This is a genomic window from Polaromonas sp. P1_E12 (assembly GCF_056405975.1).
In genome coordinates this window covers 74,530-99,355 of sequence record NZ_JBFUBB010000010.1, presented here as the reverse complement: position 1 = coordinate 99,355, position 24,826 = coordinate 74,530, and the positions used below count along the sequence as shown (strand labels likewise).

Below are 24,826 nucleotides of genomic sequence, written 5' to 3'. Positions count from 1 at the left end.
CGTCACTAAGACGCCCACCCTTCATTGCAGCCGACCCTAGCCAGCTGCGCTGGCCGGTCGGCTGAATTCAAACGAAGATTGCTCCATGGCTAACGAAAAACCAGGCTTCGGGAGCATCCTTGCTCTAGCCTTTTGAATTCCGTCGAAATCTGATTCCGGTAGCGCGGAATTCAATAGCGTCACCAGTTCGTGCCCGACACGGTATGCTGCAACTCTCGCGGCGTCGTTTTCATTTTTTTGTCTAGACATATATGAAACCCTGGATCTGCGGGCTGATCTTCGCGGCCCTTATCGTTGTCGGTGCTATCGTGACGCTGGCCATAACGCTTTGGTAGGTTACTTCGTTATCGGCTAAAAACGGACATGGAATCAGCATCGTGAAGCGTTGGTGGCACAGCCCTTATTTTTCCCTGATTGGCAACGTTGCCGGTCTTTGCCTCGGGCTTATTCTGGGATGGGTTTGCCTCAATGCGATGCTCGCGGGCGAAATCAAGTTCAGCAAAGCTAATCGATGGATTCGGTTGGAAAGCGAGCCAACTGTGTTTTGGCTGGCCTTCTGGTTTCAATTTGCCCTGGCGGTTTTCGTTGTTGCGGTGACTCCCAGATCAATACGCAAAGACATTCGTGCCATCCGGGAAAATCGAGCGCAATCCAAGAATTCTTGATGACAGTTTTGGACTCATTGCAGTCTTCTGTAGCCTGTAATGGGCCAACATTTATGAATCGCGTTCTTCACGCTTGATCCGCTGTTTGGACGCCAGCCTGCGCATTTCCCAGCACCAGCCGCGTACTGATGCCGGTAACGACGGCAGGCTAAAAGTGGACGGCACTGCCGGACTACGCGGCTTCCATCCAGTGGAAAGAAAGAGCGCAGAGCCCTGACATGTGACACCCCACAGATCACGATGCGTTGCAATAAACCGCCGTGACCGGAAGCCGACCGCTTCGAATTGTCATCCCGACCAGGATATCGCGTGCGATACCATGCCCTAAGTTATGGGGATGAGCGTTATGCAAATTGTCGGAATCGTGTTGGCGATTGGTATTGGAATCGTGAGTTGGCCGGCAGCGTTAGCACTGGGTGGATGGGGTTCTCCCCTGCGCGCTCTTGATTCACTTTTACTCTGGACTCCCATAGTTGGCACGGCAGCACCAATCGCTTTCCTCCTATTCGTGAAAGGGGCAAAGGTATCCGGGGCATGGGTGGTGGCGTTGGCTCCGCTCCTCGGTGTGCTGAACGTACTTTGGAGTGTCGATTTCTATACGGCTTACCTTGGACCCAGTCTTCCTTCGTCTGACCCAATCCCATGGGCATTCGTGGTTTATTCTGCAATGTGGCTGCTGCCCTGGTTGTATGCAATCACTGCATTGAGGAAAAGGAGACTGTCCGCCTAGAATTCGTTTGCGGGGTTTGGTCTTTCTTTATCGACCTGAGTGCAACTCTAAATGGACAATAAGTCTTTGAACAACAAACACTTGGCTGGTTCTTTAGCGGCCAGGTTATACCGCAGGCGCGATGTTATACCGCAGACCTTGCGGTATACATTACGTTAGAAATGCTATGACTGAACCGCTTACCGCACTTCTCGCCGCAATTCCCGGCCTCGCCAGCGCCGGGGCCGCTATCGCCAAGGCCTCTGGCGAAAATGAGCGCAACGCCCAGCTCATAGAGTTTCAAAAAGTTCTGATTGAGGCCAATTCCAGTATCGCGGCCGTACAAATTCAAAATGCGGCGCTGCTGCGCGACAAAGACGATCTTGAAAAGAAAATCGTGGGCATGGAGAACTGGGAGCGCGAGAAGCAGCGCTATTCGCTTGTCACCATCCTGGATGGCGCTCTTGCTTACGCGGCCAAGGAAAGCATGAGCGATGGCGAGGCCCCGCATTGGCTTTGCACAAACTGCTTCAACGGAGGTAAGAAAGTAATTCTCAACACCGTTGATGGTGCGCGCGGCTTTTCCATGCTTGTGTGCCCAGCGTGCAAGGCGCAGTTGCAGTCTGGGTATCGTGGCAATCTTCCAGCTACATATGCGCCCGGCTAACCGCCGCATTTCTAACATGGCAGTCAACACGGACGCTCCGCCTTCGGCTGCGCGCCGGTCACCTCTACGTTAGAACTCACGTGACCTACGCAGCTACTCAGAATGCGGTCTGCTTTGAGGACCTCAAGACCGCGGCGCTTTACTTCGACAGCGTTATGCCCATTTCGTTTAGCTCGATGCTCGGGCGAGGCGAGGGAAATGACGTTCTGTTTAAGCTGCCGGAGGAAATCCCTGGTGAGGTACTCGTCCATCTCCTGTTTGGCGTAACCCCGACGACCCAATCTGAGAAATGGACCCTACTGGGTCGATACATCGATTCGTGGGATGCCTTCATAAAGGCAATCGCTCCTGCGAGAGCGAGGTTCCCGAATAGCTACGACGACGTGAAGTCAGCCTATTTGCGGAATGCCTCGGTGGGTGAACAATTGACTGTGCGAGGCGAATTTCAAAAGCTAGCGAACGCACTTGGGAAGAAGTACTCGACAGTATTGCTTCCTAGCGGGAATGAAACCGAGGACGCCGGGGTTTATGGCTGTCTCGCGCTTGCGAACGTTCCTCTCGTAGATGTCAGTCGCATATCTTGGGAGCAAGTTCTAGAGCTTCGAAAAGACCCTGTTGCGCGCATGGCACTCAGAAACCTCCGGCTCTTCTTCTTCACCAACTATGAAGGAAAGCCGCCAGCGTTCATAGCTGATGATCTCGCGCGCCGCCTCGACGACTATGCCAGCACTCGCAAACGGATGGGATTCGAAGTCGTCACAGGCAGCATCTCCGCTCTCATCGATGCCAAAGGCGTTCAGACCGCTGCAGCCTTAGGCATCGCCGCAGGGCTGGCTGGGGGGCCTCTAGTGGGCTTAACTTCTGCAGCTCTCCTGGAGGTGAGCGGCGCGGTGCTTGAGTTCGCCAAGAGACGATTTGCGGTCACGGAGTTCGAGAAAAATCACTCTCTCGCGTACCTTATTCGAGTAAAGGAGATCGGACGATGATTTCTAACACATCAATCGACACGGGCCCACAACAGCAGGAGGCGGCTTCGCCGCAATCTGTTCTGGTCCGGTCATCTTCACGTTATACGGCTTTGTCGAGGAGTGGTCCATGCTGAAGCAGTACGAAGAGCTCGCGGTGCTGGAGCAAGGAGAGGACGGCGCTGTTGTCAGCATCCGGGGACAAGGCGGGCCGTCGGTCCTACTCGGTGCGGGATACCTTGGGCATCTTGAGCGCGTCGCGCGACAAGCGGAGGCTGAATTGGCCCTGCCTTCGCTTTATTCACGGTCTCCCGCGTTGCGCCTCCTTTGCGCGGAGGTCATCACGCTATTGGCCACGCATCAGGAGGCGTGCAACAAGTACGAGGGCGGTCCTCCTGCGGCAAGGTCGCTCGCTTTGGCGCTCGAAGAGTTGGAAAAATTGCGCGAGGCTCTTGGCACCCTATGAATACTCAGCGCCATGAGCAATCAGCCGTATAACATGTCGCTCGACACGGAAACGCAACTGCAGAAGGCGGCTCCGCCGCACATGTTGCGCTCCGGTCAGCTTCAACGTTAGACCTCAGGAGGTACACAGGTGAACCCCGAAACATGGAAAGTTGCAATCAGTGCCCTATCTGCCTTGGTCGCAGTAACTAGCGCCGCCCTAGCATTTCGAGCACGATTCCAGACACGCGCCGACATCTTCGAAGCCCTGCGCGACGCTCTCATACTTGCGATGGCCGAGAACGACAATCGATGCAGCCACATCAGCCTGCAATGCACATTCACCAGGAGTAACCTCGTACGAGTTCGGCCGTTAATCAAAGAGGAATCCGGGCGAGCAGAAGCCGATGCATATTTGGCCAATCTCAACGAGATAGAGAATCTGACAAAGGTGTTCGAACGCCGTGAGTACACAGCTGAAAAGATCGATGCTCTAGCCTACAACGAGGAGACTCTCGCAACGCTTCGACGAATGGCACGCTCAGAACAGGTGAATGCAAAGCATCTCCAGGCATCCAGCTACGACTTCATTTTTGCGCAGATGGATCGCTTCATGAAGAGGCACGATGCTGAGGCCTAACCCTTCAATCGAGAGGACGTGCCCCAGCAAGCCGGGTCACGCCTCTCATCTCAAACGTTAGGCCGCATATGGACCCAGGGGATATTCTGCGGAGAGGACTTGCACACGCATCTGAAGGGCGGTACGAAGAGGCACTCACGGACTATTTGTGGTTCCACAAGCACGCGTTGGAACATGAGCGGGCGTACTACGGCGTCAGACTTTCCTTTGCACTGGCCTACTGGAAGGAGCTTTCTAACGTCTATCCACCCGCCGCTGCGGCCATGAAGACAGTCAGGGACGAAACTGCCGCCGCACTGCTACGGGTCGAAGGCAATACTCGTACTCTATTTGACGAGGTGGCGGCGATCGATCGCGAGCTGGGTCTCAGCCGGGACACCTACGAGCTCTTCCTCTCCTTGATGATGAAGGATCCTGATCGAGCAAGAAAATGCGCTGAGCTAGCGCTTCCGAGCATCGTCGGGGCCGAGGACTACAAACTGGCCACGCAATTTTTACCCCATCCAGAGGACTACCTGCTGTACGAAAGCGAACGTCTGAACGAAAACCTCGCGCGCGAGGTCCTGCCTCGTAGCAGAGCGTTGGCCGAACTTGATGCATTCGTGCATATCTACTGCAACGACGTCAAATTGCTTCTGCGTGTATTGGAGGGCATTGGCGAGAAGGCGTGGCGCCGCGCTTCGGTAGAGTGGGCCATAGCACTGGTAGAGTCGCGAAAGGCTCGTACGATGGTGGCCCTTCAGTTAACTCATGGCAATGCGTAGAAGGATGAGCATTAAAGATCTCAAAATAGAATACGCCGTGTACTCAAAGCTATCCCGTTTATTCTTTTGCCTCCTGCTCGTACTCCCAATGGGGTGCGCAGTCCAGCAGACGCCGGGCAATCCCACCCAGCAAATAGAAATTGCATTTTCGCCAGAGGCCGGTTCGGAAGCGCTGGTTCTAAAAGTAATCGCCAGTGCCCATCAATCCATTCGATTGGCCGGATATTCCTTCACGTCGCCGGCCATAGTTAAGGGCTTGATGGAAGCCAAGCGCCGCGGCGTCGACGTTAAGGTACTGGTGGACGACAAAGGGAACCGGGGACAGGCGAGCCTGGCTGCGATGAATTTGATCGCTGGCGCAGACATCCCTATTCGAGTGATCTCAACCTACGCGATCCACCACGACAAGTACATCGTGGTCGACGGTCGGCATACGGAGACTGGGTCGTTTAACTTCAGCCAGGCGGCCGCAAAATCGAACTCCGAAAACGTACTCGTTGTGTGGGAAAACCCCGGCGTGGCTAATCGCTATCTGGCTCACTGGGAAAGCAGATGGCGACAAGGTATTGAGATTGATAAAGCTTACTAGCGTTGCTAATCAAAACTGATCGCGCACCAAAAGGCATCGACCTGACTGGCAGCCGATGGCGCTCTGGCGCTCATTGCCCATCAGGAAAAACTTACCGCTTTCAACCGTAGCCCGGCGAGCTGGTCAGGCGTGGGGTCAAATAGAACGCTATAGCGCGGCAAGACATAGGGGAGCTTCACCAAATCTGCGCCAAGCTCTTCCGCCAGTGTTTCCCATTTAACAACAAACGGCTGGTGGTCTGGACCGTCGCCAATCGCACCTGGATCGACAAGTGCAACCAGTTCGGACTGGGGCAGAACGGTTGGCAGACGGAGACTCAAGGTTGAATAGGTCAGTACCTCGCCGCTTGCGCTTTTCACTGCCTGGAAGCTTGCGACGAATGCGTCATTGCCCTTCTTCTCAAACAACCGGCAGAGTGCCTCTTTCTGAGCATCGTAGTCACCAGAGCGGTGCGATAGACGCATGGTACGGAGTTCATTGAGGTTCGAGCCCTCAGGCTGCCAGGAAGTCCATTCCGAACCTTCCAGGCGGAACATCTCCGGAGAAAGATGACGGGAGGTCGCCTCCATCCGGTCCTTGGCCAGCGCCATCAACAAAGCCAGACCCGCTTCATCCTTGTCGCCCGTGATCAACAGACATTCCCTGGTGGGGACCATAGCCACTGGATTGCCATTCAGCTCCAGCTGCCACGCGAGTTCTGGTAGCAGTATGCGTGCGGCATCGTAAAGATCGCCATATTGGGAGACATATGTTCCCGGAATGGCCTGCGTGAAAGATGGCGGCGCCTTGTGCCGGAGGTTATCTGTGGCGATAGCAAGTGCCTCATCGGCAGACATTCCCCAATCGGAGAAGGCCGTAGCTCCGACTTGTTGAACCACGGTTTCTGTGTCGAAAGCGACGCCAATCCCCACAATGGAGCCGAATGGGCGCATGTTCCAGGTATCCGCTTCGGCAAGCGCACAGCCCATCGCGTCCAGTACGGTTAATTCCAGGCCCGGCATATACCGCAAGACAGGCAGCAGCTTGTCGCGCGCCTCAGCAAAATCACTGGGTATCGCGGGCACCTCAGCAACCTTGCTCAATCGAGACATCAGGTCGGCGCGGRCTGCTTTGTCGCTCTTCAAGAAGTCTTCGTAGAAATTGGTGAGGTACAGCGTCTGGCCGTTGTCACCGCGGAGGCAGAACTGCCCTTCGTCATAGGTGAAACTTAGATGAGGGAGGTCTTGCCTGAGCCGTTCAGTTGCCAGGTCGGCGAACTTGTTTTTGGTAGGTGGCTTGTTGAATATTTTTTCTAGACCGAACAAAGAAACTCTCCCAATTAGTTTGTGCAACTCTATCAGAGCTATGTCTGATTAATTCGCCCCACATGCAGCGGAGTATCGTGAGATAAGCTAAACAACTTCGACGAAAGGACCTAGCCATGCGCACGCTTTTTCCCAACGCTCTTGCACTAGCCCTGCCGATAGCCCTCTCCGCCTGCGCAGGAGGCCCTGGTGCATCAACGCCAGCATCTGCGCCGCCAAGCGGACCTTGCAACGCCGCACCAGCCCAATTCGCCGTGGGCCGCAATGTGAGCGCAGCGCTTCAAGAAGAAGCCCGCACACGCGCCGGCACAAAAAACGTCCGGGTGCTTAAGCCTGGGCAGGTCGTGACGATGGAGTTCAATGCTGATCGGCTGAGCCTGACGGTGGATGCTGCCGGGCGCGTGACGCACGTCAGCTGCGGTTAAAAAATAGGCCGGCACGGAAGCCGGCTAGCGTTTGTGGTTTTTGACTTCTTTTGTTTTCAAGTTGCTGCGGCTGCTTGCGCCCGGCCTTGCTGAGCAGACTACGTTCGATGGATTGCCAGGTTTGGCAGGCCGACATATCAACCTGAATGTTGTTGTTGCCTCCCCACGCAAGCCCTTAATTTGAAGGACGCAAAGCGACCCGTTGCTGATATTCTTCCTTCGTTCGGCAGCCTCTGCTGGCCATCTGCTCCACTTATCAAAGGCTGCGAATGTCTATCAACAACTGGAACGCCTTCCTGAAGAAAGTTTGCGCGTTCGTCTTGCTATTTGGCGGGTTTCTGACCGTTGCAGTAGCTGCTTCTGAAACGGCACCAGCCGCTGCATTGGCTGCTTCTGAAGCGGTATCAGCCAGTGGCCCCAGGCCACGGGAATTCAAGAAACTGGGCATGTACCCGTGGAGTTGCTGGGGCTTCCAGGGTGACGTCTGCAAAGGTGAAGATTGGCCAGACCTTGCAACCACCAAAGATCGCCTGAAGCTGCTCTATTACTTGAACCATCAGCTGAAAAATTTCGCCATGCTTGAGCGGGCGCTCAAAGAGCTATCAGGCTCTGACAAAAACTTTCCTACGGGTGAGCCGTTATCAAGTGCGCCCGGTTTTGCGTTTCGCCAAATTTTTTTGACGCCAGGGGCGGGGGAACCTGAGCGTCTGCAACTGGCGCACTGGAAAACCGCGTTTCCGAATTCGCATTTTGTCGTCCTCGCTGAGGCGGCCTACCAGCATGCGGATGCGTGGAATGCACGAGGCGGCGGCTATGCCAACACCGTTTCACCCGAATCCTGGAAGCTGTTCGACAGCAGACTTCGGGCTGCGCAGAAACTTCTCGACAGCGCGCCAGCAGAAGCAAAAAAGACGCCCCTTTGGCATAGCGTGGCCTTTGATGTTGCGCTTGACTCAAGATCGAACAAGGCAAAAGTAGCGCCTGTCTTCAAGGCGGCAGTGACGCAGTGGCCGCGGCAATTCGACTTCTACTCAACTGCAGCCTCGCGATTGACCCCAAAGTGGGGTGGCAGCTGGGAGGTCGTTGAGGCCTTTATCGATCACTGGAGCAAGCAACAACAGGCTACCGAAGGATTGTCGATGTATGCACGCCTGTATATTGACTTGAGAGAATACGCACTTCCGAGCGACACAAAGATGAGTTGGCAGAGGATGCGTGCGAGTCTTGAGGATCTGGTTGCGCGCTATCCCGATCCCCAGTTTAAAAACTTTTATGCCGCGTATACCTGTTTCGCCAGGGACAAGCCGGCATATGCCAAGGCCATTAGCCAGCTGCCCAAAGAGCAGCTTCGTGTCAATTTATGGCTGCCGGGCAACTCCTACGATGTCTGTACGTTATGGGCTTCAAAATAGGGCACCACCGCATGCTGAAACTCATCGATTTGAAAATGACCCCGGTTTTCCAAAACTGGCGCAGCCATCTGAAGAAGGGATGCATTCTTGCCGTGCTGGGGGTTGGCTTGGCTGCTACGGCATCTGCTGCATCCGACGATGAAATTCCCTGGCGTTGCCATAGCCCACCTGGAAGCCCGCCATGCAACAACGACTATTGGCCCAATTTTCAGACTGCCGCGTCAAACCTGAAGCTGCTATACACACTGGAAAGCTTTAAAGCACTGGAACGGTCGCTTAAGGAGTTGATTGCATCGGGCAAGAATTTCCCCGCAGGTGAGCCCATGGCCACCGCGCCGTATATGGGGTTCCGCTTGGCAATGCCCGCACCTGGAACGTTGCCTCTGGAAGAAGACCGAATCAAACGCTGGAAATCTGCTGTTCCGAATTCTTACTTTGCAGTTTTTGCTGAAGCCCGCTACCAATACGCCAATGCGTGGAACGCGCGCGGCTCGGGAGGACCGAACTCGATATCTCCCGAGGCTTGGGAGCTCTATGACAGCAGGCTTGCTGCCGCACAAAAAATACTTGATGACGCGCCCACCGAGTTGAAAGCTACGCCGATGTGGGACATGCTGACGCTCGCCATTGCTCTTGACTCAAGATCTGCCAATGCCAATATTGCAGCGACCTTAAAGAATGCCGTCAAGCGTTGGCCGAGGGATTTTTATCTTTATAGAAATACGCTGGACAGCATGGCTCAAGCGGAGGACGGGAACTGGGAAGCCATTGATGCTTTTATCAATTACTGGAGTGAGCAGCAACGGGCTACCGAAGGAAGCTCAATGTATGCACGACTTTATATTCACCGGACTCGAGCTTTGCTGCCCGGATCAAAAATGAACTGGCCGCGAATGAAAGCAAGTTTTGAAGACCTGATTGCGCGCTACCCAGATCCGTATTTTAAAAACCTCTATCCGAGCTATGCATGCGCCAAACAAGACAAGCCCACGTTTCTGAAAGCCATGAAGCAATTGCCGAAGGAAGAATTGAACAGCAGCTATTGGCTGGCCGGAAAATCGTATGAAGCTTGCGCGAAATGGGTGGCCAGATAAGCCGAACACTTATACGACCCTGGATCTTCTGACGCAATCGCGCCGGAAGATACGGCTTGCGCACCCGGCTTAACGGCTATCACGACCCTTGCTGAGCTTGCTCTGTTGCTGAAGCTGCCGCTTGCGCTTGGCCTTGTTGAGGGACTCGGGCTCTGGGGGGCGATTGCGCAATGCTTCGGCTTCGCGGGCCTGTGATTTTTCTTTGCGCTTTTTGTCGCGGAAGTGCACAAACAGCCGGCCCAGCCCGAAGCTGACGGCGCAACTGATAACCAGAAAAACAACGGCGGATGTTTCCATAGATCTTGTAGACGAGGTGTTGCGTTGACGTTGGCGCTGGCGTTGGGCGTTGACGTGGGTGCTAGTCGGCCAAAAACAATGTCTGCAGGTCGTTCAAAAAATCAAAGCCGCGCTCGGTGGGCTTGACGCGTACGAAGTCGCGTTCGATCAGGCCTTTGCGTTCGGCTTCTTCGAGGCCGCGATGGATGGCGGTGACTGGCAGGCCGGTCTTTTCGGTGAAGTCTTGCAGCTTGAAGCCGTCGCGCAGGCGCAGGGCGTTGAGCATGAATTCGAACGGCAGGTCGGCGCGGCTGACTTCAGTTTCTTGCGTGACGGCTTCGCCGGCCAGGGCCTTTTCCATATAGAGCTTGGGCTCACGGTAACGCACCTGGCGGACCACACGGTGCGCAAAGCTGAGCTTGCTGTGGGCGCCGGCGCCTATGCCGAGGTAGTCGCCAAACTGCCAGTAGTTGAGGTTGTGAAAGCAGCGGTGGCCGGGCTTGGCGTAGGCCGACACTTCATAGCGCTGCAACCCGGCGGCCTGCGTGATCTCGGTGATTTTGTCGAGCATGGCGTAGGCGGTGTCTTCCTCAGGCACCACGGGCGGAAATTTGGCGAAGTAGGTGTTGGGCTCGATGGTGAGGTGGTAAATCGAGATGTGGGGCGGCTGCAGGGCCAGCGCCTGCCGCATGTCTTGCTCGAGGCTTTCCATGGTCTGGCCTGGCAGCGCGTACATGATGTCGAGGTTGAAGGTGTCGAAGGCCTGTGCGGCTTCTTCTACCGCGGCGATGGCCTGGGCGCGGTCGTGCACGCGGCCGAGGGCTTTGAGGTGCTTGTCGTCAAAGCTCTGCACGCCGACGGACAGGCGCGTGACGCCGGCGCTGCGAAAGGCCTTGAAGCGGTCTTTTTCAAAGGTGCCGGGGTTGGCTTCGAGCGTGATTTCGCAGTCGGCTTCCAGTCTGAGGCGTGCGCGGATGTCGGCGAGCAGGCGGTCTATGGCCTGGGGTGAAAACAGGCTGGGTGTGCCGCCGCCAATGAAGATGCTGTGCACCATGCGGCCCCAGATCAGGGGCAGCGCGGCCTCCAGGTCGGCCACCACGGCGTCGATGTAGCGCTGCTCTGGCATTTCGCCGGCGACCTCGTGCGAATTGAAGTCGCAATAAGGGCATTTCTCGAGGCACCAGGGCAGGTGCACGTACAGCGACAGCGGCGGCAACGCGGCCAGCTGCAGCGTGCCGCTGCGCATGTAGTGCTGGATGTCTTTCATGATGGGTTCTGATCGCTGAACGAATATGGTAGGGACGAAGCCTCACATCCGTTGATGCTCAGGCCAGTGGACACCGCGGGACCGGCTTCGCCGGACCGCAGGTGCCGCCCCTTGAGGGGGAGGCCGCGACACGAAGTGCGCGAAGCCACGGGGTGTTTCATATTCTCCAGCGCTCGCGCAGGAGTTCGATCATTTGCTGTGCGGCTTTGCCGCGGTGGCTGTTGGCGTTTTTGACTTCAACGGGCAACTGTGCAAAGGTTTTGCCGAACTCGGGGATGTACATCACCGGATCAAAGCCGAAGCCGTTGCTGCCGACGGGCGCGGGTGCGATTTCTCCGGCCACGCGGCCTGAGGCGATCAGTGGCTCCGGGTCTTCTGCAGACCGGACCGCCACCAGGGTGCTGACCAGCGCGGCGCGACGCTGGGCGGGCTGGGTCAGGCCGGCCATCTGCTCGAGCAAGGCTTTGACGTTGTTGTCGTCGCCCTTGGCGTAACCAAACTGCGTGGCGTAAAACGCGGTGTCCACGCCGGGCAGGCCGCCGAAAGCGTCCACGCACAAACCGGCGTCGTCGGCCAGCGCGGGCAGGCCGCTGAGGCGCGACGCCTGGCGGGCTTTGGCGAGTGCGTTTTCCACAAAGGTGCGAAAGGGCTCGTCAGCCTCCGGCAGGCCCAGCTCGGCCTGGCTGACCAGCGTCAGGCCCAGGGGAAGAAGCATGGCCTTGAGCTCGGCGAGTTTGCCCTGGTTGTTCGACGCAAGTACGATCTTCATAACGAAAAAATGCTCCAAGCCAATAGGGGTCTGCGCGAGCAGCTATTAATTTGATAGCGACCGTTTCTGCATGCCGACCAGTTCGACGATGCCTTTTTCGGCCAGAACCAGCAGCGCGTCCATTTCCTTGCGTGAGAACGCCGCACCTTCGGCAGTGCCCTGCACTTCCACATAATTGCCGGCGCCGGTCATGACGACGTTCATGTCGGTGTCGCAGGCGGAGTCTTCGGTGTATTCCAGGTCCAGCAGGGGCGTACCTTGCACGATGCCGACCGAGATCGCGGCGACGTGGTCGATGATGGGGGTTTGCTGGAGCTTGCCGCTGGCCAGCAGGGTATTGACGGCGTCCTGCGCGGCCACAAAAGCGCCGGTGATGCTGGCGGTGCGGGTGCCGCCGTCAGCCTGAATCACGTCGCAATCAAGATGGATGGTGCGCTCGCCGAGTTTCTTCAAGTCAAACACCGACCGCATCGACCGGCCGATGAGGCGCTGGATCTCTTGCGTGCGGCCGCTTTGCTTGCCGCGGGCGGCTTCGCGGTCTCCGCGGGTGTGCGTGGCGCGGGGCAGCATGCCGTATTCAGCTGTGACCCAGCCTTCGCCGCTGCCCTTTTTGTGGCCGGGCACTTTTTCTTCAACGGAGGCGGTGCACAGCACCTTGGTGCCGCCGAACTCGATGAGCACCGAGCCTTCGGCGTAGGCCGTGTAGTGGCGGGTGATGCGTACGGGGCGCAGGGCGTCGGCCGCACGCGCGCCGCTTCGTTCAAACTGACTCATGGTGGATGGCTTTCTGGCAAGGCGCCGGATTGAATGGCGGAATTGAGGGGGATGGAACTGGAATGGAGCGGGAACGGGAGAGGCAAGCGGCGCCGAAGGCGCAGCCACCGAAACGGCTAAGCCGGGGTATCAGGCTTTTCTTGCGGCTGAGCGGCGAATGGCTTCGTTGATTTCAGCGATGGAGCGTTCAATGGTCGCTTCGTCAAGGTCGTCCACCACGGTATCCAGCACGCCGGCCTGGATGGTCGAGGCGAAAACGCCGTCCATGATGCTGTCGGTAGACACCCCCCGGGTGGATTCGAAGGCGTCGGGCGTTTCCCACTCCATGGCCAGCACGGTGACGTTGTCGCTGTGTTCGCCGCCGGTACGCAAGGCATTTTCGACCAGGTCGGGGACGGCATCCGAAACCCCTTTGCCGGCCAGCTGGCGGACAATTTCCTCGTCGCTCAGGCTGCCCCAGAGACCGTCGGAGCAGAGCAGCAGTTTGTCGCCCTGCTGCAGGGTCACGGGCCCGGCAACGTCAAAAACAGGTTTTGTCGGAGAACCGAGGCAGGTGAACAGGATGTTGCGGTTGATGCGTTCGAGCTTGATGACGCCGGCGCTCTGCTGCTCCAGGTAGGAGTGGTCGCGGGTGCGTGTCAGCAGTTCGCCGTCTCGCACCACATACAGGCGTGAATCGCCGCAATGGACCCAAGTGGCTCCGGTGCCCTGCAAAATCGCCGCGACCAGCGTGGTGCGGGGCGTGTCGAGCATGCCTTTTTCGCTGGCGTAGCGAATGATCTGGTGGTGCGCCGCCATCAGCGCGGTTGAAAGAAATTCGGTGGTGTCTTCAATGACAGGGCGCGCTTCTTTCTGGTACAGCGCGGAAATGGTCTGCAGCGCAAGCTGCGCCGCCACTTCGCCTTCAGGATGGCCACCCATGCCGTCTGCCAGCACAAACAGGCCCGACTCTCGCGTGTAGCAATAGCCCATGCGGTCTTCGTTCTTCTCGCGCCCGCCTTTTCGGCTTACCTGAAAGACTGAGAATTTCATTTGAATTTAGTCGCGTAGCCAGTGGCTTTGCGCGCTGTTTTTTTCGTGTCAGACACCATGTTGTCAAACTGAAGGCGAACCTTTTCGCTGACGGTGAGTTTGGTGTAACGACGCTCACCTTCCCTGCTCAATTCTTTTTGTAATGCAAATACCGACTGCGGCCGTGACAAGGGGTCAAGGGACATGCACCACTCTACGACCTCAATCAGGTTGTCGGAATACACGCCACGCAAACGGGACAGGGCTAGCGACAAACGGTCTTTTTCAAGGCGCTGCGGCGCATCATTGGGGGGATAGCCCTGCATGGTGGCGTAAATGCAGGCGCCGATCGCATAGATATCGGTCCACGGACCCATGGAGGAGTCCCTGCGGTACATCTCGGGGGCAGCAAAGCCCGGGGTGTACATGGGGCGGATGAAGTTGCCTTCCTTGCTCAGCACCTCTCGGGCTGCGCCGAAGTCGATCATGACGGCGCGGTTGTCGTCGGTAATGAAGATGTTGGCGGGCTTGATGTCCAGGTGGAGCATCTTGTGCTGGTGCACGATGCGTAATCCCCGAAGGATTTCGTCGAAAAGCGAACGGATGGTCGACTCGCGGAAGACCTTCTGCTTTTTCAGCTCACGGGCCGTGATGATGAAATCCTGCAGGGTTCCGCCCTCCAGGTAGTTCATGACCATGTAAACGGTCTCGTTTTCACGGAAGAAATTCAGCACACTGACCACGGAGCCGTGTGAAATCTGGGCCAGCGAACGGCCTTCTTCGAAGAAACTTTTGAGTCCCAGGCGGTACAGCGAGAGTTTTTCAGCCTGGACCTGCGGAAGCAATTCCCCCGGGGCCCGGCCAGCCAGGGACGACGGCAGGTACTCCTTGATGGCGACCTGCTGGCCCTCGTTGTCGACGGCCAAGTAAACTACGCCAAAGCCACCGGCTGAAAGCTTTCGCACAACACGATAGCCACCAATCACGGTGTCGGGCGGCAATGGTGCGGGCTTGACCTTTGACATAATTTGGGATGAGCCAGAATGACTTGGTCAGTCTGGGTCTTGTTCTCTCTCTAGTAAAGCGTATTTTTAAATGTCAGTTTACAGCATGACGGGTTATGCAGCCGTGCAATCGAGCATGGCGCAATCCGCCCCGGAAACTGAATCGGGCGCGGATGCCAGCTCCCGTCTGGGCGTCGAAATACGCTCTGTCAACAGCCGGTTTCTTGATTTGGCGTTTCGCCTGCCCGACGAATTGAGGCAGGCCGAGCCCGCATTGCGCGAATTGCTCACCGGCAAGCTCAAGCGCGGCAAGGTGGAAGTGCGGGTTTCGCTGGAAAGTACCTCGGCCAGCACCCTGCGCGCGCCATCTTCGGCAACCTTGCAACGGCTCGGGTCGCTGGAAGACAGTATCAAATCCTGGCTGCCGCAGGCACCCGCACTCAGCGTGGCAGATATTCTGCGGATCGCCACCAATGAGGACAAAAAACCACACGACTACAGCGATGAGCTGCTCAAGCTGGCCAAAAAAGCCTTGAAAGAGCTGATGGCGGCCCGCGAACGCGAAGGCGCCCGGCTGGCCGACATGCTGCTTGACCGCACGGGACAGCTGCGTGCGCTGGCAGCGCTGGCGGTACCCATGGTGCCCAAACTGGTTGAGCAGCAGAAAACCCGCTTCCTGGAACGCTGGAAAGAAGCCATGGCGCTGTCGGACGGCGCCACGCTGCCGGAAGTTGCACAGGACCGGGCGCTGACAGAGGCCACAGCCTTTGCCATCCGCATTGACGTCGCGGAAGAAATCACCCGCCTCTCCTCGCACCTGGATGAAATTGACCGCCTTCTGGCAAACGGCGGGGAACTGGGCAAGCGCCTGGATTTCCTGATCCAGGAGCTGCACCGCGAAGCCAATACACTGGGCTCCAAATCGGCATCCCTCGAACTGACACGCATTTCCGTCGACATGAAAGTGCTGATAGAGCAGATCCGTGAGCAGGTCCAGAACGTCGAATAGCCCCGCCCCTAGCCTAAAACACCGAAATCACCGCCCAGAACGCATGGACTACCCCGGAAACCTCTTTGTTGTAGCCGCCCCCAGCGGGGCCGGCAAATCCAGCCTGGTCAAGGCCCTTCTGGAACTGGATTCACGCATCCAGCCCGCGGTGTCGCACACCACGCGCCCTCCACGCGGCCAGGAAAAGCACGGCAGGGAGTACTTTTTTCTCTCGCCCGAGGACTTTGACGGCATGGTGCTGCGCGACTCCTTCCTGGAATGGGCACATGTGCACGGCCATCGCTACGGCACCTCGCGGCAGACCATTGAAGAGCGAATAGCCACCGGCGCCGACGTGATTCTGGAAATAGACTTTCAGGGGGCGATCAACATCAAACGGATTTTTTCCAATGCGGTGCTGATTTTCATACTCCCGCCAAGCTGGGAAGAGCTGCGCTCGCGCCTGCAGCGGCGTGGCGAAGACAGTGCCGAAGTCATCGAATTGCGGCTCAAAAACGCGGCCACCGAGATGGCCCAGGCCCGGGAATTCGACTTCGTTATAATTAACGAGTTATTTGAGCGGGCAGTTTTCGACCTGAAAACCATTGTGCATGCCCAAAGGCTCAAGTTTTCGGCCCAGCGGCGAGCCCGCGCCGAAACCTTCCAGGCCCTTCAAATTCCCTGATTTCACCCGCTTTCCCCGTTATCGATCACACCGGAGATCACCATGGCCCGCATTACCGTTGAAGACTGCCTCGAAAAAATCCCGAACCGCTTCCAGCTGGTGTTGGCTGCCACCTATCGTGCACGCATGCTCAGCCAGGGGCACGCCGCCAAGATTGAAAGCAAGAACAAGCCTGGCGTTACCGCTCTGCGCGAGATCGCAGAAGGCAAGATTGGCCTCGAAATGCTGAAAAAAGTGCCATCCTGAGTCAAATCTGGCACCGCAAAAAAGCACCGCAATGCGGTGCTTTTTTCATTTATGGCCTCATAAAGTCCATTTTTTTCATGATTTATTCATGCCGCGATACATTTAAGGCATGAGCGCCATGCTTTCGCCTGTTGTTTCCAGCAAGTCGACCCCCGCCGCCGCCAACGCAGCAGCGGCAAGCTTTGCTGCGCTCACGGCGAAACTCGACTACATGAGCGCTGCCGACATTGACAATGTCCGCCGCGCCTATCGCTTTGCAGATGAGGCCCACTTGGGCCAGCTGCGCAACAGCGGCGAACCCTATATCACCCACCCTATCGCCGTCGCGCAACAATGCGCCGAGTGGAAGCTGGATGCACAGGCGCTCATGGCCGCCCTGCTGCATGACGCCATTGAAGACTGCGGCGTCACCAAGCCCGAGCTGATCGAGCGTTTCGGCGCGCCGGTGGCTGAACTGGTGGACGGGCTGACCAAACTCGAAAAGCTGGAATTCAATACCCGGGAAGAAAACCAGGCTGAGTCTTTCCGCAAGATGCTGCTGGCCATGGCACGCGACGTGCGGGTCATCCTGATCAAGCTGGCTGACCGGACGCATAACATGCGCACGTTGGGCGATGTCCCGCGCGCCAAATGGACCCGAATCTCGCGCGAAACCCTGGACATTTACGCGCCCATCGCCCACCGCCTGGGCCTGAACACGACTTACCGGGAATTGCAGGACCTTTCCTTCCAGCACCTGCACCCCTGGCGCTACGCCACCTTGACCAAGGCGTTGCAGAAGGCCCGCGGCCGCCGACGCGACGTGATCAAGCGGGTGCAGGGAGAGGTCGAATCGGCCTTTACCGGTGCCCATGTGCCGGTGATGATCTCGGGACGAGAAAAGACGCTGTATTCCATCTACCGCAAGATGGATGAAAAGCACCTTTCGTTTGCCCAGGTGACCGATCTCTATGGGTTTCGGGTGATCGTGAAAGACCTGACGGCCTGCTACACGGCCATGGGGGTGTTGCACCAGCTCTACAAACCCCTGCCCGGAAAGTTCAAGGACTACATCGCAATCCCGAAGATCAACGGTTACCAGTCCCTGCACACCACGCTGGTTGGCCCCTTCGGTACCAATATCGAGTTCCAGATGCGCACCGAAGCCATGCATGTGGTGGCGGAATCCGGGGTCGCGGCGCACTGGCTTTACAAGGCCACCGACCCGGATGGCGACGCTTCGCAGCGGCTGGGGACACAGTGGCTGCAATCGCTGCTCGACATCCAGCAGGAAACACGCGATGCGGCCGAGTTCTGGGACCACGTCAAGATTGACCTGTTTCCCGAGGCGGTCTATGTGTTCACGCCGAAAAGCCAGATCATGGCCATGCCGCGTGGCGCGACCATCGTGGATTTTGCTTACGCCATTCACAGTGACGTGGGGCACCGCGCCGTAGCGGCCAAAGTCAACGGCGAACAGGTGCCGCTTCGGTCCGAGCTGCATAACGGCGACGTGATCGAAATCATCACGGCTTCGGTCTCCAGCCCCAACCCCGGCTGGCTGGGATTTGTACGCACGGGGAAAGCCCGCTCCAAAATACGCCACCATCTGAAAACCATGGCGCTTTCCGAGTCGCAGGATCTGGGCGAGAAAATGCTCGCCCAGGCGCTGCGCGCCGAGGGCATCGAACGCGAACGTCTCCCCGACGACGATGAAGCCCACCACGCCACCTGGGAAAAGATCCTGCGTTTTACCGGCAACCGGTCACGTGCCGATCTGCTAACCGACATCGGGCTGGGCAAACGGATCGCCAGCATGGTGGCCAAGCGCATCGTCACCCTGCTTGCCGAAACCGGTGAAAAACCCAATGCCCTGCTCATGAGCCGTGAGCGCTACACCGCCCATGAGTCTGTGTCGCAAGGCGCGCTGGTGATCGATGGGAGTGAAGGCGCCTCCGTACAGTTTGCCCCCTGTTGCCGCCCGATTCCTGGCGACGGCATCGTGGGCTACCTGGGCCGCGGTGAAGGTCTGGTGATACATACTGATGACTGCGCTGTCGCCAAGCGACTGCAGCACCGTGACAGCGAGCGTTTTATCGCCGTGGACTGGTCCGACGAGCCTGTGCGGACGTTTGAAACAAACCTCCTGGTCACCGTCTCCAATGGGAAAGGGGTCCTGGCGCGAGTGGCGGCTGCATTGGCCAGTGCCGAGGCGGACATTACCCATGTCGACATGGGCCAAGAGCCTTCGCATGACGCCACGGACCTGCGCTTCGGCGTGGCCGTGCGCGACCGCATCCACCTGGCTTCCGCCTTGCGCAGCGTGAAACGCACACCTTCCGTACTGCGGGTGCAACGCGCCAAATCGTCCGGCTAATCAGCTGTCGATTTGTCCGGTGCGGGATAGTCCACTTTCAGTACCTCGAGCGCCTGTACACCCTGCGGAGTCACGAGACTGACTTCATCGCCAACACGCGATTTGAGCAGCGCTCTGGCGACAGGTGATATCCAGCTGATTTGTCCTTGGGCGCTGTTGGCTTCGTCAATGCCCAGAATGGTCACGACTCGCTCAACTCCGTCGCCATCGGCATAGGCAACTGTCGCGCCGAAAAAAACCTGGCCGCTGCCATGATGCACCGACGGGTTGCTGATTTCCGCAATTTCCAGTCTCTGCGTCAAAAACCGGATTCGCCGGTCGATTTCCCGCAGCCGCTTTTTACCGTAGTGGTAGTCGCCATTTTCGGAGCGGTCCCCATTGCTGGCAGCCCAATGAACGATTTCCACCATTTTGGGTCGTTCGCTGTCGATCAGGTCCAAAAGTTCGCTGCGCAGATGCTCATAGCCCTGCGGTGTGATGTAATTTTTGCCACCTGCAGGCAGGGGTGCGAGCGTCGGCTCGTCATCCTCCGGCTCGGTTTCTTTGGTAAAGGCTTTGTTCATGCTCCGGCCACCATAGCATTCATGGCTGCCGGCCGTGAATGTCTCTAGAAATCTTCCATTTTCAGCACGAGGGGATTTTCAGGCGTGTAGCTCACGCCCGCCACAACCAGATCAGCGGCCCGGGCGTGAATCATTTCAGCATCCTGTTCATACGCTTTTTTCAGGGAATCCGGCCCAGGCACGGCGCCGAAGAACTCCTCCATCGCCTCGCGCGAAATCCTGACGGGAATGGTGCTGCCCGCGTACGACAAGCCAAAACTGAGCCACTCGCCGTGGTCCTCGACATTCAGTGATCCCATGTTTCTCCTCCGGAATTAGGCTTCCAGAATAGCGGAGCTCTTGTTGGACGTACAGCCCGTCCGGCGCCGCCCAGTCCCAGGAAAACCACTATCGCGCTGGCAACGGTATGAAAAAGGACCCTAAAGCGGCCCCCGGAAAGAAAAATAGCCTAGAGGGATGAGCCTCTAAGCTATTGAAATCACTTAAGAAAGTGGTGCGGCTGGCAGGAATTGAACCCACGACCCCTTGGTTCGTAGCCAAGTACTCTATCCAACTGAGCTACAGCCGCTAAGCCTCAAATTATAGCTTATTTAAATGGTAGGGCGTGAGTGACTTGAACACTCGACCAAAGGATTATGAGTCCTCTGCTCTAACCAACTGAGCTAACGCCCCACTCAAGGGATCGATTGTAAGGGCCTACTTGCTATGGCTGAGCGCGGTGCTCACCAGCTTGGAGGTGATGTCGACAATCTGGATCATTTTTTCGTAGGGCATACGCATGGGCCCTATCACGCCCAGGGTTCCCACTACCTGTCCGTCGACTTCATAAGGGGCCGTCACCACAGACAGCTCCTGATACGGAATGACCTGGCTTTCGCCGCCGATGTAAATCCGGACTCCCTCGGCGCGGCTCGAAACATCAAGGAGCCGCATCAGCTGCGCCTTTTGCTCGAAGAGATCAAAGAGCTTGCGCAGGTTACCCATATCGCTGGAGAAGTCGCTGACGGCCAGCAAATTGCGTTCGCCGGAAATAACCACCTCGTCGCGCGATTCGATGGCCTCCGAGCTGACCTTCACCGCCGCCTGCATCAACGTAGCGATTTCACCGCGAAGGGCTTCCACCTCGTTCTTCAGGCGCTCCCGCACCTCTTCGATCGCCATGCCGGCGTAATGTGAATTGAGGAAATTGGCCGCTTCAACCAATTGGGACTGCGTGTAGTCCGCCTCGGTGAAGATAACCCGGTTTTGCACATCGCCGTCGGGCGAGACGATGATCACAAGAAAGCGTTTTTCGGACAGGCGCAGAAACTCGATATGGCGAAATACCGACGTCCGGCGTGGCGCCATGACGACACCCACGAATTGCGACAGGCTTGACAGCATGTGCGCCGCATTACTGAGCACTTTTTGGGGTTGATCAGGTGCCAGCCGCGGCGCACCGATATGGCCCGACGACGACAAGGAGTCGCGCTGGGTAGTCAACATCGTGTCGACAAAGAGCCGGTAACCCCGCGCTGTGGGAATACGCCCTGCCGAGGTGTGCGGGCTGACAATCAGGCCAAGCTCCTCCAGGTCGCTCATCACATTGCGTATGGTGGCCGGAGACAGTTCAAGGCCGGAAGCTTTGGAGAGCGTACGCGAACCTACCGGCTGTCCATCGGCAATGTAGCGTTCAACGAGTGCTTTCAGCAGCAATCGGGCACGATCATCAAGCATGGTGCCATTCTACGAAGCTTCGGTTGCCATGTTGTGATGTAATTTGCCGATGAAGTCGCAATTTCGCCATGTCGCATTGATCGGCAAGTACCACGCACAAGGTTCCCGGTCAGCACTGGAGGAGATCGCACACTTCCTGGGCACCCAGGGTTGCGATGTGGCGATCGAGCAGGACACCGCCAGCAACACCGGCCTGACCCGGTTCCCGACCCTTGATGCAGCCGGCATAGGGGCCCAGTGCGACCTCGCCCTCGTCGTGGGGGGAGACGGCACCATGCTGGGCATAGGCCGGCTACTGGCCCAATTCGGCATCCCCCTGGTGGGCATCAACCAGGGCAGGCTGGGGTTTATCACTGACATCGCCTTTGAGGACTACCAGAACACACTCATTCCCATGTTGCGTGGCGAGTATGAAGAAGATCGACGCTGGATGATGCAGGCCGAGGTCGTGCGTGACGGCAGGTGCGTCTTCAGCGCCACCGCCATGAACGACGTTGTCGTGAACCGCGGAGCGACCGCCGGTATGGTGGAACTCCGTGTGGAGGTGGATGGCCGCTTTGTGGCGAACCAGCGCGCAGATGGCCTGATCATCGCCTCGCCGACCGGCTCCACGGCCTATGCCCTTTCAGCGGGCGGGCCCTTGCTGCACCCATCGATTGCCGGCTGGGTCTTGGCGCCGATTGCGCCGCATACCTTGTCCAACAGGCCCATTGTGCTGTCGGACTCGGGCGAAATTACCATTGAAATCGTCTCTGGCCGCGACGCCAGCGCCAACTTCGACATGCAGTCGCTGGCCAGCCTGCTGCATGGCGACCGCATCACCGTCAGGCGTTCCGAACACCAAATGCGTTTCCTGCACCCCAAAGGCTGGAGCTATTTCGACACGCTCCGGAGAAAGCTGCACTGGAACGAAGGCGTGGCCTGACCGGCCAGGATTCAAGTTATGAGCCTCAAAACCATATCGCTTCGCGACTTTGTCATCGTCCACAAGCTTGAGCTGGATTTGTCCGGCGGCTTCTCGGTGCTCACCGGTGAAACCGGTGCGGGTAAATCGATCCTGATTGATGCACTACAACTGGCGCTGGGCGCTCGAGCCGATGCCGGCGTGGTTCGCGAAGGCGCCGCACGCTGCGAAATCAGCGCAGAGTTTGACAGCCCCGCAGGCCTGGCCCCCTGGCTGGAACAAGCCGGCTTCGACAGCAGCGAAACCCTGCTGCTCAGGCGCACGATAGACGCGCAGGGTAAAAGCCGCGCCTGGATCAATGGCAGCGCGGCAACGGCCACCCAGCTCAAGGACATCGCCGACCAGCTGGTGGACATCCACGGCCAGCATGCGTGGCAAAGTCTGACCCGCCCCGACGCAGTACGCGGCTTGCTCGACTCCTATGCAGAAGTCTCTACCGGCGAGTTGTCACGCCTGTGGCAACAATGGCGGCTCGCCCAGAAAACATTGAATGACGCACGCGAAGCGCAAGACAGCCTGCAGCGCGAACGCGAGCGGCTGGCGTGGCAAATCGGCGAACTCGACAAGCTGGCACCCGGGACCGCCGAATGGGACGAGCTGAATGCCCAGCATGGGCGATTGTCCAACGCGCAAGCTCTGCGCGATGCCGTACAGGCCGCCGTCGACGCATTGCAGGAGTCCGACGAGAACGCCACCGCACTGCTGGGGCGAGCCATTGCATCGTTGCAAGGCCAGGAACACATCGAACCCGAGTTCAAGGGCATCCTCGAGGTGTTAAATGGCGCTCTGGCCCAGATGGAAGATGCAGTGCATTCGCTCAATGGCTATGCGCGGCACGCCGAGCTGGAACCCCAAAGGCTGGCCGAACTCGACGAACGTCTTTCGCTGTGGGTCAGCCTGGCGCGACGTTACAAGCGCACCCCAGCCGAACTGCCTGAATTGCTGGCCTCCTGGCGGGCCGAGTTGCACAAGCTCGACGAAGCCGCCGATCTGGCTCAACTGGAAAAAAACGAAAGCCAGGCAAAGTCAGCCTACCTGGACGAAGCCGGGCAGGTGTCGAAGGCGCGCAGCAAAGCTGCACCCAAACTCGCCAAGGCCATTACCCAGGCCATGCAGGGCCTAGGCATGCAGGGCGGCAAATTTGACGTTGCTCTCAGCAAACTTGAACAACCAGCCCAGCACGGGCTGGAGCAAGCCGAATTCCTGGTAGCAGGCCATGCCGGCAGCACACCTCGCCCCGTGGGCAAGGTCGCCTCCGGCGGCGAGTTGTCGCGCATCGCGCTGGCCATCGCCGTCACCACCAGCCAGCTGGGGCAGGCGCAAACGCTCATATTTGATGAGGTTGATTCGGGCGTGGGGGGTGCCGTGGCCGAAACCGTCGGACGGCTGATGAAACAACTGGGTAAAGACCGGCAGGTCATGGCAGTCACCCATCTGCCCCAGGTAGCCGCCTGTGCCGACCAGCACCTTGTCGTTGCCAAGCGGGCCGAAAACGGCACCACCCTCAGCACCGTAGACCATGTCAACGGGGAACAGCGCGTGGCTGAAATCGCCCGCATGCTCGGCGGTGAGCGGCTTTCCGGCACTACGCTGGCCCACGCCAAGGAAATGCTGGGACAGTGATGGCAGCACTGGAAATGGTTCTTATCACCGGCATGTCGGGTTCCGGAAAATCGGTTGCCCTGCATGCACTGGAAGACGCCGGTTATTACTGCGTCGACAACCTTCCACCGGAATTGCTGACGCCCTTCGTCGCACTGGAGCAGCAGCACGGCGCCCAGAAAGTTGCCATTGCCATGGACGTGCGAAGCGCAGTCTCGCTTCCCCTGGTACCCCAGCAATTGCGGCAGTTGCGCGCTTCCGGCGTGGCGGTGCAATCCCTCTTCCTGGATGCAAACACGGAAACTCTCGTGCGCCGCTTTTCCGAAACGCGCAGGCTTCACCCTCTGTCGCGCATTGACGCCTCCGACCAGCACCGGGCATTGGTAGACGCCATAGAGCTGGAGCGGGAGTTGTTGGGCGAAATGCGCGAGCAGGCCCACGTGCTCGACACCAGCATGATCCGCTCATCACAGCTACAGGGCTATGTAAAGTCGCTGATCTCCGCTCCCAGCACCCAGCTCACGCTGGTGTTCGAGTCGTTTGCCTTCAAGCGGGGCGTGCCGCTGGACGCGGATTACGTGTTTGACGTTCGCATGCTGCCCAACCCGCACTATGAGTCGGGTCTGCGCCACCTGACCGGGCTTGATGAGGCCGTGGCAAGCTATCTCAAGGCCCACACGGAAGTGGACGACATGTTCCGCCATATCGAGCAGTTTCTCAGCCATTGGCTGCATGCACTGGTACGTGACCACCGGAGTTATGTGACCGTGGCCATCGGCTGCACCGGTGGCCAACACCGTTCCGTCTACCTTGTCGAGGAATTGGCCGCAGCTTTCGGCCAACAATGGCGAACGCTGAAGCGGCATCGCGAGCTCGACGCCGTTTGAGTCCAGATAAGGCTGGGCACGGCCTCACCTTCCAGTACAG

General features: G+C 58.0%; 27 protein-coding genes and 2 tRNA genes. 17 read left to right on the top strand and 12 right to left on the bottom strand.

Going from position 1 to position 24,826, the window contains the following annotated elements:
- Positions 1 to 377: 377 nt before the first annotated feature.
- The 7 genes from AC1D13_RS22645 to AC1D13_RS22615 all read left to right on the top strand — a co-directional run bounded on the left by AC1D13_RS22645 (position 378) and on the right by AC1D13_RS22615 (position 5,443).
- Entirely contained in the window at positions 378 to 665 is a 288-nt protein-coding gene (locus AC1D13_RS22645) for a hypothetical protein (protein ID WP_457282168.1), read from the top strand.
- Positions 666 to 1,561: 896 nt separating this feature from the next.
- Positions 1,562 to 2,041: a hypothetical protein gene (locus AC1D13_RS22640; RefSeq protein WP_477690327.1), complete on the top strand. Its 480-nt coding sequence runs from the start codon at positions 1,562 to 1,564 to the stop codon at positions 2,039 to 2,041.
- Between the two features lie 80 nt (positions 2,042 to 2,121).
- Positions 2,122 to 3,027: a hypothetical protein gene (locus AC1D13_RS22635; RefSeq protein ID WP_477690326.1), complete on the top strand. Its 906-nt coding sequence runs from the start codon at positions 2,122 to 2,124 to the stop codon at positions 3,025 to 3,027.
- Between the two features lie 109 nt (positions 3,028 to 3,136).
- A complete protein-coding gene (locus tag AC1D13_RS22630) occupies positions 3,137 to 3,472 on the top strand; it encodes a hypothetical protein (protein WP_477690325.1) in 336 nt (111 codons plus the stop codon).
- Positions 3,473 to 3,601: 129 nt separating this feature from the next.
- On the top strand, positions 3,602 to 4,090 hold the full coding sequence (locus AC1D13_RS22625; RefSeq protein ID WP_477690324.1) for a hypothetical protein: 489 nt from the start codon (positions 3,602 to 3,604) through the stop codon (positions 4,088 to 4,090).
- Between the two features lie 68 nt (positions 4,091 to 4,158).
- Positions 4,159 to 4,854, top strand: coding sequence for a hypothetical protein (locus AC1D13_RS22620; protein WP_477690323.1), 696 nt, complete (start codon positions 4,159 to 4,161; stop codon positions 4,852 to 4,854).
- Between the two features lie 4 nt (positions 4,855 to 4,858).
- The gene (locus tag AC1D13_RS22615; RefSeq protein WP_477690322.1) at positions 4,859 to 5,443 is read left to right on the top strand and encodes a phospholipase D family nuclease; all 585 of its coding nucleotides are present in this window, start codon (positions 4,859 to 4,861) and stop codon (positions 5,441 to 5,443) included.
- An 80-nt stretch (positions 5,444 to 5,523) separates the two neighbouring features.
- On the opposite strand, the gene AC1D13_RS22610 is transcribed toward AC1D13_RS22615, so the two are convergent.
- Positions 5,524 to 6,747, bottom strand: a complete 1,224-nt coding sequence (locus AC1D13_RS22610; protein ID WP_477690321.1) for a DUF1444 domain-containing protein — start codon at positions 6,745 to 6,747, stop codon at positions 5,524 to 5,526.
- A gap of 116 nt (positions 6,748 to 6,863) precedes the next feature.
- On the opposite strand from AC1D13_RS22610, the gene AC1D13_RS22605 reads away from it, so the two are divergent.
- The 3 genes from AC1D13_RS22605 to AC1D13_RS22595 all read left to right on the top strand — a co-directional run bounded on the left by AC1D13_RS22605 (position 6,864) and on the right by AC1D13_RS22595 (position 9,678).
- Positions 6,864 to 7,172 (top strand): I78 family peptidase inhibitor, encoded by a 309-nt coding sequence (locus AC1D13_RS22605; protein WP_477690320.1) that lies wholly within the window; start codon positions 6,864 to 6,866, stop codon positions 7,170 to 7,172.
- Between the two features lie 269 nt (positions 7,173 to 7,441).
- Entirely contained in the window at positions 7,442 to 8,584 is a 1,143-nt protein-coding gene (locus tag AC1D13_RS22600) for a DUF4034 domain-containing protein (protein ID WP_477690319.1), read from the top strand.
- An 11-nt stretch (positions 8,585 to 8,595) separates the two neighbouring features.
- Positions 8,596 to 9,678 (top strand): hypothetical protein, encoded by a 1,083-nt coding sequence (locus tag AC1D13_RS22595; RefSeq protein ID WP_457282174.1) that lies wholly within the window; start codon positions 8,596 to 8,598, stop codon positions 9,676 to 9,678.
- A 69-nt stretch (positions 9,679 to 9,747) separates the two neighbouring features.
- Here the strand turns inward: AC1D13_RS22595 and AC1D13_RS22590 are convergent, their stop codons facing one another.
- The 6 genes from AC1D13_RS22590 to AC1D13_RS22565 all read right to left on the bottom strand — a co-directional run bounded on the left by AC1D13_RS22590 (position 9,748) and on the right by AC1D13_RS22565 (position 14,800).
- Positions 9,748 to 9,975 carry a hypothetical protein gene (locus tag AC1D13_RS22590; RefSeq protein WP_477690318.1) on the bottom strand — a complete coding sequence of 76 codons (228 nt, stop codon included), beginning with the start codon at positions 9,973 to 9,975 and terminating at the stop codon, positions 9,748 to 9,750.
- Between the two features lie 61 nt (positions 9,976 to 10,036).
- The gene (hemW, locus tag AC1D13_RS22585) at positions 10,037 to 11,221 is read right to left on the bottom strand and encodes a radical SAM family heme chaperone HemW (protein ID WP_477690317.1); all 1,185 of its coding nucleotides are present in this window, start codon (positions 11,219 to 11,221) and stop codon (positions 10,037 to 10,039) included.
- A 157-nt stretch (positions 11,222 to 11,378) separates the two neighbouring features.
- A complete protein-coding gene (gene rdgB / locus AC1D13_RS22580; RefSeq protein WP_457282177.1) occupies positions 11,379 to 11,990 on the bottom strand; it encodes an RdgB/HAM1 family non-canonical purine NTP pyrophosphatase in 612 nt (203 codons plus the stop codon).
- A gap of 45 nt (positions 11,991 to 12,035) precedes the next feature.
- Positions 12,036 to 12,764 carry a ribonuclease PH gene (gene rph / locus AC1D13_RS22575; RefSeq protein ID WP_477667683.1) on the bottom strand — a complete coding sequence of 243 codons (729 nt, stop codon included), beginning with the start codon at positions 12,762 to 12,764 and terminating at the stop codon, positions 12,036 to 12,038.
- A gap of 129 nt (positions 12,765 to 12,893) precedes the next feature.
- Positions 12,894 to 13,796 carry a PP2C family protein-serine/threonine phosphatase gene (locus AC1D13_RS22570; protein WP_457282179.1) on the bottom strand — a complete coding sequence of 301 codons (903 nt, stop codon included), beginning with the start codon at positions 13,794 to 13,796 and terminating at the stop codon, positions 12,894 to 12,896.
- Positions 13,793 to 14,800 (bottom strand): serine/threonine protein kinase, encoded by a 1,008-nt coding sequence (locus AC1D13_RS22565; protein WP_457282180.1) that lies wholly within the window; start codon positions 14,798 to 14,800, stop codon positions 13,793 to 13,795. The genes AC1D13_RS22570 and AC1D13_RS22565 overlap by 4 nt, the downstream gene beginning before the upstream one ends.
- 70 nt (positions 14,801 to 14,870) lie before the next feature.
- Here AC1D13_RS22565 and AC1D13_RS22560 point away from each other — a divergent pair, with 70 nt between their 5' ends.
- The 4 genes from AC1D13_RS22560 (at position 14,871) to AC1D13_RS22545 (ending at position 19,054) form a co-directional block, all read left to right on the top strand.
- Complete coding sequence (locus AC1D13_RS22560; protein ID WP_457282181.1) at positions 14,871 to 15,788, top strand: YicC/YloC family endoribonuclease; 918 nt, start codon at positions 14,871 to 14,873, stop codon at positions 15,786 to 15,788.
- A gap of 43 nt (positions 15,789 to 15,831) precedes the next feature.
- On the top strand, positions 15,832 to 16,452 hold the full coding sequence (gene gmk, locus AC1D13_RS22555; protein WP_457282182.1) for a guanylate kinase: 621 nt from the start codon (positions 15,832 to 15,834) through the stop codon (positions 16,450 to 16,452).
- A 42-nt stretch (positions 16,453 to 16,494) separates the two neighbouring features.
- Complete coding sequence (gene rpoZ, locus AC1D13_RS22550) at positions 16,495 to 16,698, top strand: DNA-directed RNA polymerase subunit omega (protein WP_011482283.1); 204 nt, start codon at positions 16,495 to 16,497, stop codon at positions 16,696 to 16,698.
- A 109-nt stretch (positions 16,699 to 16,807) separates the two neighbouring features.
- On the top strand, positions 16,808 to 19,054 hold the full coding sequence (locus AC1D13_RS22545) for a RelA/SpoT family protein (protein WP_477667766.1): 2,247 nt from the start codon (positions 16,808 to 16,810) through the stop codon (positions 19,052 to 19,054).
- On the opposite strand, the gene greB is transcribed toward AC1D13_RS22545, so the two are convergent.
- From greB to hrcA, 5 genes are all read right to left on the bottom strand, one after another.
- Positions 19,051 to 19,617 (bottom strand): transcription elongation factor GreB, encoded by a 567-nt coding sequence (greB, locus tag AC1D13_RS22540; protein ID WP_477690316.1) that lies wholly within the window; start codon positions 19,615 to 19,617, stop codon positions 19,051 to 19,053. The two genes, AC1D13_RS22545 and greB, sit on opposite strands and share 4 nt — an antisense overlap.
- 44 nt (positions 19,618 to 19,661) lie before the next feature.
- Positions 19,662 to 19,916 (bottom strand): hypothetical protein, encoded by a 255-nt coding sequence (locus AC1D13_RS22535; protein WP_457282185.1) that lies wholly within the window; start codon positions 19,914 to 19,916, stop codon positions 19,662 to 19,664.
- A 192-nt stretch (positions 19,917 to 20,108) separates the two neighbouring features.
- Positions 20,109 to 20,185, bottom strand: a tRNA-Arg gene (locus AC1D13_RS22530).
- Positions 20,186 to 20,212: 27 nt separating this feature from the next.
- Positions 20,213 to 20,289: transfer RNA gene (locus tag AC1D13_RS22525), tRNA-Ile, on the bottom strand.
- A gap of 24 nt (positions 20,290 to 20,313) precedes the next feature.
- A complete protein-coding gene (gene hrcA, locus AC1D13_RS22520) occupies positions 20,314 to 21,333 on the bottom strand; it encodes a heat-inducible transcriptional repressor HrcA (RefSeq protein WP_457282186.1) in 1,020 nt (339 codons plus the stop codon).
- Between the two features lie 49 nt (positions 21,334 to 21,382).
- On the opposite strand from hrcA, the gene AC1D13_RS22515 reads away from it, so the two are divergent.
- Genes AC1D13_RS22515 through rapZ form a run of 3 tightly spaced genes read left to right on the top strand, consistent with a single transcriptional unit; the run spans position 21,383 to position 24,786 of the window.
- Positions 21,383 to 22,258: an NAD kinase gene (locus AC1D13_RS22515; RefSeq protein ID WP_477649604.1), complete on the top strand. Its 876-nt coding sequence runs from the start codon at positions 21,383 to 21,385 to the stop codon at positions 22,256 to 22,258.
- Positions 22,259 to 22,276: 18 nt separating this feature from the next.
- Positions 22,277 to 23,920, top strand: coding sequence for a DNA repair protein RecN (recN, locus tag AC1D13_RS22510; RefSeq protein ID WP_477690315.1), 1,644 nt, complete (start codon positions 22,277 to 22,279; stop codon positions 23,918 to 23,920).
- A complete protein-coding gene (rapZ, locus tag AC1D13_RS22505) occupies positions 23,920 to 24,786 on the top strand; it encodes an RNase adapter RapZ (protein ID WP_477666676.1) in 867 nt (288 codons plus the stop codon). The genes recN and rapZ overlap by 1 nt, the downstream gene beginning before the upstream one ends.
- The last annotated feature ends 40 nt before the right edge of the window (positions 24,787 to 24,826 follow it).